11 protein-coding genes and 2 tRNA genes are annotated in these 10,122 nt (G+C 29.8%); 1 reads left to right on the top strand and 12 read right to left on the bottom strand.

The genetic code is table 11. The features are described from left to right. The 3 genes from Q1K13_RS00865 to Q1K13_RS00855 form a co-directional block, all read right to left on the bottom strand. Window positions 1-86 (bottom strand) — tRNA-Tyr (locus tag Q1K13_RS00865). Between the two features lie 5 nt (window positions 87-91). Next, window positions 92-167, bottom strand: a tRNA-Thr gene (locus Q1K13_RS00860). Between the two features lie 165 nt (window positions 168-332). Next, entirely contained in the window at window positions 333-1,052 is a 720-nt protein-coding gene (locus Q1K13_RS00855) for a hypothetical protein (RefSeq protein WP_300346836.1), read from the bottom strand. A gap of 103 nt (window positions 1,053-1,155) precedes the next feature. Between Q1K13_RS00855 and yyaC the strand changes: the two genes are divergently transcribed. Then, window positions 1,156-1,686 (top strand): spore protease YyaC, encoded by a 531-nt coding sequence (gene yyaC, locus Q1K13_RS00850; RefSeq protein WP_300346833.1) that lies wholly within the window; start codon window positions 1,156-1,158, stop codon window positions 1,684-1,686. A gap of 38 nt (window positions 1,687-1,724) precedes the next feature. Here yyaC and mreB read toward each other — a convergent pair whose 3' ends face one another. The 9 genes from mreB to atpG form a co-directional block, all read right to left on the bottom strand. Then, the gene (gene mreB, locus Q1K13_RS00845; protein ID WP_300346830.1) at window positions 1,725-2,762 is read right to left on the bottom strand and encodes a rod shape-determining protein MreB; all 1,038 of its coding nucleotides are present in this window, start codon (window positions 2,760-2,762) and stop codon (window positions 1,725-1,727) included. Between the two features lie 81 nt (window positions 2,763-2,843). Further along, entirely contained in the window at window positions 2,844-3,095 is a 252-nt protein-coding gene (gene spoIIID / locus Q1K13_RS00840) for a sporulation transcriptional regulator SpoIIID (RefSeq protein WP_300346828.1), read from the bottom strand. A gap of 73 nt (window positions 3,096-3,168) precedes the next feature. Next, the gene (locus tag Q1K13_RS00835) at window positions 3,169-3,927 is read right to left on the bottom strand and encodes a M23 family metallopeptidase (RefSeq protein WP_300346825.1); all 759 of its coding nucleotides are present in this window, start codon (window positions 3,925-3,927) and stop codon (window positions 3,169-3,171) included. Between the two features lie 112 nt (window positions 3,928-4,039). Further along, complete coding sequence (gene spoIID / locus Q1K13_RS00830; protein WP_300346821.1) at window positions 4,040-5,056, bottom strand: stage II sporulation protein D; 1,017 nt, start codon at window positions 5,054-5,056, stop codon at window positions 4,040-4,042. A gap of 109 nt (window positions 5,057-5,165) precedes the next feature. Continuing rightward, complete coding sequence (murA, locus tag Q1K13_RS00825; protein WP_300346818.1) at window positions 5,166-6,431, bottom strand: UDP-N-acetylglucosamine 1-carboxyvinyltransferase; 1,266 nt, start codon at window positions 6,429-6,431, stop codon at window positions 5,166-5,168. Between the two features lie 22 nt (window positions 6,432-6,453). Then, entirely contained in the window at window positions 6,454-7,086 is a 633-nt protein-coding gene (locus Q1K13_RS00820) for a hypothetical protein (RefSeq protein WP_300346815.1), read from the bottom strand. 278 nt (window positions 7,087-7,364) lie between these two features. Further along, window positions 7,365-7,766 (bottom strand): F0F1 ATP synthase subunit epsilon, encoded by a 402-nt coding sequence (locus tag Q1K13_RS00815; protein WP_300346812.1) that lies wholly within the window; start codon window positions 7,764-7,766, stop codon window positions 7,365-7,367. Window positions 7,767-7,779: 13 nt separating this feature from the next. Then, a complete protein-coding gene (atpD, locus tag Q1K13_RS00810) occupies window positions 7,780-9,177 on the bottom strand; it encodes a F0F1 ATP synthase subunit beta (protein WP_300346810.1) in 1,398 nt (465 codons plus the stop codon). Between the two features lie 13 nt (window positions 9,178-9,190). Then, window positions 9,191-10,042: an ATP synthase F1 subunit gamma gene (atpG, locus tag Q1K13_RS00805; RefSeq protein WP_300346807.1), complete on the bottom strand. Its 852-nt coding sequence runs from the start codon at window positions 10,040-10,042 to the stop codon at window positions 9,191-9,193. Between the last annotated feature and the right edge of the window lie 80 nt (window positions 10,043-10,122).

Here is a 10,122-nt window from a genome sequence, read left to right as displayed (position 1 = left end):
TGGTGGTGGAAGAAGGATTCGAACCTTCGAAGTCGTCCGACAACAGATTTACAGTCTGCCCCCTTTGGCCACTCGGGAATTCCACCACTTATGGAGCTGATGATCGGACTTGAACCGATAACCTGCTGATTACAAGTCAGCTGCTCTGCCAATTGAGCCACACCAGCGCATTTATTATTTTTTTTCTGTCCTTTTGACTCACCGCCAATCGACAAGACTTAGTATATATGGTTATAGACTTTATTTCAAACCCAATATAAGCTCATTTCAGAGTATTGTGTTAAATTATTTTTAATTTTCTTTATTTTTCTTTTAATTACTACCTTTTTCATTTATATTTTTTCTTCAATTAACTGGATATTTATATATGGATCCATTATATCTTTAAGCAAATTATACTCTTCTTCATCCAACTTATCTTTAAGTATTCTAAATATGTCTATAGCCGCATCAAATTCATCATTTCTCTTTATATTTTCTAATAACTCAAAATAATCTGAAATACTTAAATTCTTAGCTATGGACATAAGCTTTAATTTATCCTTTCTACTTATTTTTTTAGGTATACTATGTTTATCCACCTTAAATACTTTAACATTTTCTACCTCTAATTTTTTTTCTATATTATTATTTTTTATATATTCTTTTTCTATATTACTATTATTATTTTCTATAAAATCCTTTGTTTTTTTTCTCTTGTCTTTTATTTTTCTATTTTCAGCATAATTTTCTACCTTTTTTTTAGCTACTTTATCATCAATCAAATCATCTACACTTTTACTATGTTCATTTAAATCTTTTTCTTCATCTAAAACTTTATAATTTTTATCATAACTAACTATATGTTCTTTATCATTTTCTAATTTTTTATCTACTTTATTATTTGACTCTTCCTTACTAGAATCATATTCTTTATATTGTCTATTTTCAAAAGATATATCCGAATTACTCTTTAAAGATTTTGAATAATTGTTTTCAACCAAATAAAACATTCCACCAATAGTTACCGTAGTAAAAAATAATACTAAAAAACTTAAATATTTTCTATTCATTTAATCACCATCCTTTCTTAATAATTGCCAGTAAAAATCTTTTTTATACTTCACTTTAATATTTACCCTACTCATCTCATATACTTTATCAGGAGGTGATACCTTGAGAAAAATCAAAACTTATTATGAAAATTATTTAGCATACTATGAAATTGCAAATTTTCTAAAGGACCACATAAGTGATAAAACACTCATTGTCTGCATAGGAACAGATAAATGTATAGGAGATTGTCTTGGACCTATGGTTGGAACTCTCCTAAAAGAAAAATTTTTTCCACTAAAAGTTTTTGGAACATTAGACTCTCCAATACATGCATTAAATCTTGATAAAAAAATTACAGAAATATTAAAACAATATCCTGATTATCATATAATTGCTATAGACGCTTGTTTAGGAGATCCAAAAGCAATTGGGGAAATCCATACTAGAAATGAACCTATCCACCCAGGAAAAGGTGTTGGTAAAACATTAAGAAGTATTGGAGATACTTCTATAATTGCTATAGTCGATTCTTCAGAAAATATTAGTATGTTTACTAGTAGACCAATCAGACTAAGCTTTATTATGGATATATCTAATGTTATAGTAGATTCTTTAATCCATGCTTATTATTTAAGTAATAAAAAAAATTAACCATATATCTCTTAATACTAAGAGATATATGGTTAATTTTATTCATCTATTAACTTAACTTCTAATTCATCCATACCTAAATGAATTTTTTCAAAAGTTTTCAAAACTTTTCCTGTTCCTTCTGCAACACAATTTACAGCATGATCTGCCACTTTAACTGATATTCCAGTTCTATTTTCAATAAATTTATCTAAACCATTTAAAAGAGATCCTCCTCCTGTCATGAGAATTCCTTCTTCTATAATATCAGCTGCAAGTTCAGGTGGTGTGTTCTCTAATACAGAATGTACCGCCTCACCTATTATGTTAACTTCATCTTTAAGTGCTAATCTTAATTCTTCACTATCAACTTCAATAACTCCTGGTAACCCAGTCATAAGATTTCTACCCTTAACTTCCATAGATTCCTTTCTATGTCCTTCTAAAGCTGTGGCAACCTTTATTTTTAATTCCTCTGCTGTCCTCTCTCCTATCATAAGCTTATATTTATTCCTAACAAATTTTATGATAGCTTCGTCAAATTTATCTCCAGCAATTTTTACAGATTGTCTTAAAACAATTCCACCTAAAGATATAATTGCAATATCAGCAGTACCCCCACCAATATCTACTACCATATGTCCACTTGCTTTTGATATGTCAAGACCAGCCCCAATTGCAGCTGCTAATGGTTCTTCTATTAAATAAACATTTCTAGCCCCAGCACTTCTTGCTGCATCTATAACAGCTCTCTTCTCTATTTCAGTCGCTTGGCAAGGTATACAAACCATTACTTTAGGAGCTGACACTCTTCTATTTCCAACACCTTTTTTTATAAAATATTTTAACATAGCTTCTGTCATCTCATAATCTGATATTACACCATTTCTCATAGGTCTTAAAGCTACTATATTTCCAGGTGTTCTTCCTATCATCTGTCTAGCTGCCTCACCAACTGCTAGTACCTTATTTTTATTCTTGTCTATAGCAACAACTGAAGGCTCTTTTAAAACTACCCCTTTATCTTTCATATAGACTAAAACCGTCGCTGTTCCAAGATCTATTCCCATATCCGTGCCTTTTCTCCAAAACCACATATTTTTCCACTCCCTAATATATAATAAAAATTCTTAATTTATACTTAAATACTAACCTTTATTATATAAGGAATATTTTTATCATTCAATAACTTTATATTTTAGTTTTGTAGCTTTTCCACCTCTTATATGTCTTTCAGCCTTATTTAAATCAAGTATACTTTTAGCTTCTTCTGCTATATCAGGATTAATTCTAGGTAATCTTTCTGTCATATCTTTATGTATAGTACTCTTACTTACTCCAAATACTTTCGCTGTTTTTCTTATAGTAGCTCTTGAATAAATAATGTATTGAGCTACTTCTAATACTCTTTCCTCAATATAGTCTTTCAAGAACCTTCCCTCCTTAAAATTACTATTAATTAATCAGCCACTAAAGTAGCTGATTAACCTAAATTATTTCATATTATTCTTTTACTTGAATATCTTTTAAATATTTTTGAGGATCTACAGGTTCCTTAGAATTTTCCATATGGAACATTAAATATGTTTTAGATACTCTATCACTTGGACTATTTTGAATAGTATTGCCCACAGTACCTATAGATGCACCTTTTTTAACTGTATCTCCTTCTTTAACTTTTATTTCAGGATTTAAATTAGCATATAAACCAACCAATCCATTTTGATGTTCTATCTTAACAAAACAACCTTCTTTTGAGTTTCCTTTTCCAGCCTCTAAAACTTTTCCATCACTAATAGCTAATACCTCTGTTCCTTCAGCAGCTTCAATATCTATCCCCTTATAAACTGATGCACTTTTACCTGATTCACTTAGTCTTGGTTCTAAATTGTATCCTCTTGTTATAACTCCATCTTTTATAGGAGATATAAAGCTAGTACTTTGATTAGAAGTAGTTACTACTTTATCTTCTTTTGAAGCTTCTGGTTTAACATCTTCGTTATTTTTTTCTAATTTATCATTATTTGTTTCTTCTTTATTATTCTCTACTAACTCAGCATCATCGAATTTATTGTTAGTTGTAGTACTATCCTCTTTAGTAACTTCTATAGTTTTATCTGCTATACTTTCTTCAGCCACCGAATTAGAATTTTTGTTTGCAACAACTACTCCAACTGTTGCTATAAGACATAAGCAAACAAATAAAACTACATAGAATCCATCTTTTTTAATAAATCTTTTAAGTTGTTCTTTTTTATTCATTTTCAACACCTCCGTTCCTAATTCTGTCCATTTATCCTAAATTAATACACACAAAGTAATCTTTTTTATAAAAAAAAGATTAGTAATTCTAAAAATCACTAACCTTTTTAAACTAGTTATACATAAAAACTTTTTTATTATCTTTAACTTTTGTTCCAGTAAAATAATGCTCTAGTATTTTTTCATAACTTTCCCCATTTTTCCCCATAACATTAGCTCCCCACTGACTCATACCAACGCCATGTCCATATCCTAAGCAATTTATAATAACTTCCTTATCACTAAACTCTATTGTAAAATTTGCAGAATTTAAAGAAAATATCCTTCTAAATTCAGTTCCTTTTATTTCTGTATTACCTATACGTATCTTATCCACTGTTCCTCCTGGATTTTGACCTAGTATTTTTATTTCCTTTTCTAAGTTTCCATTTATATTAATATCTTTTATATTTTCATGTATCTTACTTATGAAATCTTCTTTAGTTAAGGTTAATTCACTTTTATATTTTGGAGAAATTTCTTCTCCTTTACTTTCTACAGACTTTAAATAAGGAACATCCTCAGAAAATACATATACAGCCTCTTCAGTTTTTCCAGAACTCGTTGAAAAATATTGAGGATATTTAATAATCTCATTATTGTAAGATAAAATTTCTCCTTTAGTATCTTCAACTGCCTTTTTTATCTTTTTTAAATAACCCTCTCCATTCTCTCCCCATGCTTTCATCTTCTTATCTATATTAGTATAAACTTGACAATGAACTGTATCACATATATCACCTTTCTCTATATTTGAACACCCTCTAATCATCTTATTTATAGCATAAGTTCTAACTAAAACAGCTTGTGCCTTCAATGCCTCCTCATGAAAACTAGCTGGCATTTCACTTGATACTACTGAAACAACATAATCTTCTAAAGATAATGTTTCCACTTTATTTTCTTGAGTTATGTAAACATTAACTTCCTTTAAATCAACCACTTCTTTAAGCATTTTTTTGTCATTATTTTTTTCATCTGAATCAATATTATTAGTTGATAAAAAACCGATCATTATAGGTATAATAAATATACTTAATAACAAACCACCAACTATTAAACTTAATTCTAATATTTTTTTATTTCTCATATATCCTCCCTAAAAATCACTTCACTTATTTATATGCAGTAACCACCCAAACTCGAACAAATAAGAATTTTTAATAATAAAAAAAGCCAACAGCCTAAGCTGTTGGTTTCTATTCTCTCCAAATATTAGCTCCTAAATTTCTAAATTTATTTTCTATTTCAACATACCCTCTATCAATATGATATATATCTGTAATTATTGTTTCACCTTCTGCTATAAGTCCTGCAAGTATCAAAGCTGCACCTGCTCTTAAATCAGTAGCTCTAACCTCACATCCTGTTAATTTTTTAACTCCTTCTATAAATGCACTTCTACCATCTACCCTAATATTGGCTCCCATACGTATTAATTCATGCACATTCATAAATCTATTTTCAAAAACACTTTCAGTGATAATACTACTACCATTTGCTATACTTAGTAAACTCATCATCTGTGATTGCATATCTGTAGGATATCCTGGATGAGGTAATGTTTTCAATATTATAGGATTTATTCCTTTATTCCCCTTAACTATAACACTCTCATCTTCCCCTTCAACATGTCTAAACTGAGCTCCAGCTTCCTTTAATTTTGATATTATTGCTGAACAATGGTCTGAATTAACCCCATTAATTTTAATTTCTGACCCAGTAATAGCTGCTGCAACCATAAACGTTCCAGCCTCTATTCTATCATTTATAGGTGTATATGAAACTGATCCCAAACTATCAACACCATCTATTATTATTTCCCCTTTTTTCTCAATATATATTTTTGCTCCCATTAAATTTAAAAAATTAATTAAATCAATTATCTCAGGTTCTTGAGCTGAATTTTCCAAAACTGTAGTTCCTTTAGCTAAAGTAGCTGCCATAACAATGTTTTCTGTGGCCCCTACTGAAGGAAAATCTAAATATATTCTACTTCCAACTAACTTCTTTGCTTTAACACATACAAATCCATTACCACAGTTATCAATAGAAGCTCCCAAAGCTTTCAATCCTTTTAAATGTAAATCTATAGGTCTAGTTCCTATATTACATCCACCTGGTCTTGCTAATTTAAACTCTCCGTATTTAGCTATAACAGGACCCATTATAAGAAATGAAGCTCTCATTTTCTTTACTAAATCTTCATTTGGAATTAAAGGTTCTCTACTTAAAGGTGGCAAAATTAATCTTTCCTCTTTTTTATCTATACATAAATCAAATCCAAGTTCTTTAATAACATTGCATATGGTAAAAACATCATCAAGCATAGGTAATTTATTTATAAAAACAGTATCATTAGCTAATATAGCTCCAGCTATTATAGGTAAAACAGAATTCTTTGCTGTACTAATATTTACTTCTCCACTTAACTTTTTTCCACCTTGAACTATTATTTTATCCATATTTTCCTCCATTAAAATTATTTTAATATGTTGTAAATATGATAGGTGTACCTAAAATTAACTTCCTATCCTCCTCATATGTCATAATGGAGTAATTAAACTGATAACCATCATTTAATGTGATTATACCTGTTGTTCCTCCTTTTAAATTTATCTTTTGTATGTCTTTAACCCTTTCCTTATTGAATAATTCTATAACTTCATTCTCAATAAGTTCCAAACTCTTTTTACTTTCAATATCACCTTTTATATAGCTATAATATTTTATGTCATTTCTTTTATCCTGACTTATATTATCAAACTTACTTTTCAAACTCTTAATATCAATATATTCTTTTGATATTAAGTTAATCTGAACTCTAAGCAAACCATTTTCTTCATTAATAAACAAAGTATTATTCTCCCACTCTGCACTTAAAAAATTTTCATTTTCACTAAAATTCATATCATATTTATTTAAATAAGGCTCGTACAATTTAAATTCATCTAAAATCTTATTATTAACTGTATATTCAACTCTAAATCCATATTCACTTATGTTACATATGCTTTTACTAACCTCTTTATATATATTATCTTCTAAAAAAATATTAGTATTAAAATTAAAAAAAGAAGAAATAAAAAAGAAAATCATTGCAAAAAAACTTTTATTCATAATACCTCCTAATATAATCAACACATAAAATTACTACCTAATCTCAAGTATTAACAGTAAAATGTTTTTTATACAATAATTACTTTTTATATTATCAATATATTAAAAAGCTAAAAAAAAGTTCTTTATAATTACATAGAAATAATTATCCACTTAAAATTAAACATAATTTACATAAAAACTTTATTTTCCTTTTTAAATATTAAACTATATAAAGCATTCTATATTTATTTTAAGAAAATAAAAAAGCATACAGTCTCCTGTATGCTTTAAATATATTACATCTCTTTAAGTTTTAATCTAGATATAGCTCTGCTTAATGCAATCTTAGCTCTTTTTTCATCTATCTCATCACTTTTATTTTTTAATCTCTCTTCTGCTCTTTGTTTAGCATTCATAGCTCTTGCTTGATCTATCTCCTCAGGCCATTCTGCTGCATTTATACAAAATGTTACCTCATTACCTTGAACTTTCATTAAACCAGTTGATGTAAATAAATATTTACTTTCTCCTGATTCATCATCAATTCTTGTAACAGTTGGAGTGGTAGCAGTTATATATGGTTGGTGACCAGCTAATACTTCAAACTCACCAAGAGCGTTTTTTGATAAGATTCTTTCAACTTCACCTGAGAAAACAGCTCTCTCTGGTGTTGTAATAGTTAATTTGAATTTATTCATTTAACTCACCCCTCTATTGGGCTATAGCTTTAGCTTTTTCTAATACTTCTTCGATTGATCCAGCGAATAAGAAAGCTGACTCTGGCACATTGTCATGTCTACCTTCTAATATCTCTTTAAAACCTCTTATAGTTTCTTTTATTGGAACATATCTACCTTGCATTCCTGTAAATTGCTCTGCAACTGTGAATGGTTGTGATAAGAATTTTTGTATTCTTCTTGCTCTAGTAACGATAAGCTTATCTTCATCAGCAAGTTCATCAACACCAAGGATAGCTATAATATCTTGAAGTTCTTTATATCTTTCTAATATGTGCTTAACTTTTGAAGCAACTTCATAATGTTCTTCTCCGACAACTCTTGGATCTAGTATTCTTGATGAAGAATCTAGTGGGTCAACAGCTGGATATATACCTATTTCAGCGATACCTCTTGATAAAACTGTTTTAGCATCAAGGTGGTTGAATGTTGTAGCTGGAGCTGGGTCAGTTAAGTCATCGGCTGGTACGTATACTGCCTGAACTGATGTAATTGATCCATGTGTAGTTGATGTGATTCTCTCTTGAAGAGCACCCATCTCAGTAGCAAGTGTTGGTTGATAACCAACGGCAGATGGTATTCTTCCTAATAAAGCTGAAACCTCTGATCCTGCTTGTGAGAATCTGAATATGTTATCTATAAATAATAACACGTCTTGACCCTTATCTCTGAAATACTCAGCCATTGTAAGTCCTGTTAAAGCAACTCTCATTCTTGCTCCAGGTGGTTCATTCATTTGTCCAAATACTAAGGCAGTATTTTTGATAACTCCTGAATCAGTCATTTCATAGTAAAGGTCATTACCTTCTCTTGATCTCTCTCCAACCCCTGTAAATACAGAAAGTCCACCATGCTCTTTAGCTATGTTGTTAATAAGCTCTTGGATAAGAACTGTTTTACCAACACCGGCACCTCCAAATAGACCGATTTTTCCCCCTCTTTGGTAAGGAGCTAAAAGGTCTATAACCTTTATTCCTGTCTCAAACATTTGAGGAACAACTGATTGTTCTTCAAATGAAGGAGCTGGTCTATGTATTGGATACATTTCTCCATTGTTAACTTCTTCTCCACTATCTAGTGGTTTTCCTAATACGTTAAATATTCTTCCTAATACGCATTCACCAACTGGTACTGATATTGGAGCTCCTGTATCAACAGCATCCATACCTCTTCTTAATCCTTCAGTAGCTTCCATAGCGATAGCTCTAACTATGTCATCTCCAACGTGTTGCTCTACTTCACAAACTAAGATTTCTCCATTTTCCATTTTTATGTGTATTGCATTAAATATATTAGGAAGTTCATCATTTGCAAACTTTATATCTACAACTGGTCCAATAACCTGAACTACTTTACCTATATTGTTAGACATTTTCAGTACCTCCTTATTTTTGTGCTTCTGCTCCACCAACAATCTCTGATATCTCTTGTGTTATGATACTTTGTCTTATTCTATTGTATCTAGCATCTAATGAGCTTAATAAATCGTCAGCGTTTTTAGTTGCTCCGTCCATTGCCTGCATTCTAGCACTTTGTTCACTTGTTTTTGAATTAAACATAGCGTTCATGAATTTACCTTTTAAATACGATGAAACTAATGAATCTATTATCTCATCCTCATCTGGTTCAATTACGAAAGATACACTTCCCTTTTCTCCAGTTAAATTTAGAGGTAATAGCTTCTCTTCAACAACTTCTTGTTTTACAGGTGAAAAGAATTTAGTATAAACTAAATTTACTTCTCCAAAATTTCCATCCATAAATTCCTTAACAGCTCTGTTTACTACTGTTGATGCATCACCAACATTTGGTGTATCTCCTAAATCAACATATTCTGCTAAAGTAGAAATCTTATTTTTCTTAACATAATGGATACCTTTTTTTCCTACTACTATAACTTGTATATTATCTATATTATTTTCATAACTATCTCTTACAAAAGCAGCAGTATTACCATTAAATCCACCACATAATCCTGAATCTGAAGCTAATAATATTATTAACTTCTTAGGATTATCATTAGATTTAAGTAAAGGATTATTATTGCTATTTAATGATCCGATTAATTCTCTAGCAATTTCATCTAGACTATCAAAATATTGATTATTCTCATTTAATTTTTGTCTAGCTTTTCTTAACTTAGAAGTGGCAACAAGTCCCATAGCTTTTGTTATTTTTCTTGTGTTTGTAATACTTTTTATTCTTCTTTTAATTTCTAAAAGTCCTGCACCTGCCATTTAAGCTCCACCTCCATTCTTAAAAATGTGGGCATAGCTTTAATTAAAAAGCTATGCTCTTATTTTACATTAAGAATATT

The sequence above is a fragment of the Clostridium sp. genome, from assembly GCF_029267215.1.
Taxonomy (GTDB): domain Bacteria; phylum Bacillota; class Clostridia; order Clostridiales; family Clostridiaceae; genus Sarcina.
Note: the sequence above shows the minus strand (reverse complement) of the source record. Positions and strands in the feature narration are given on the sequence as shown.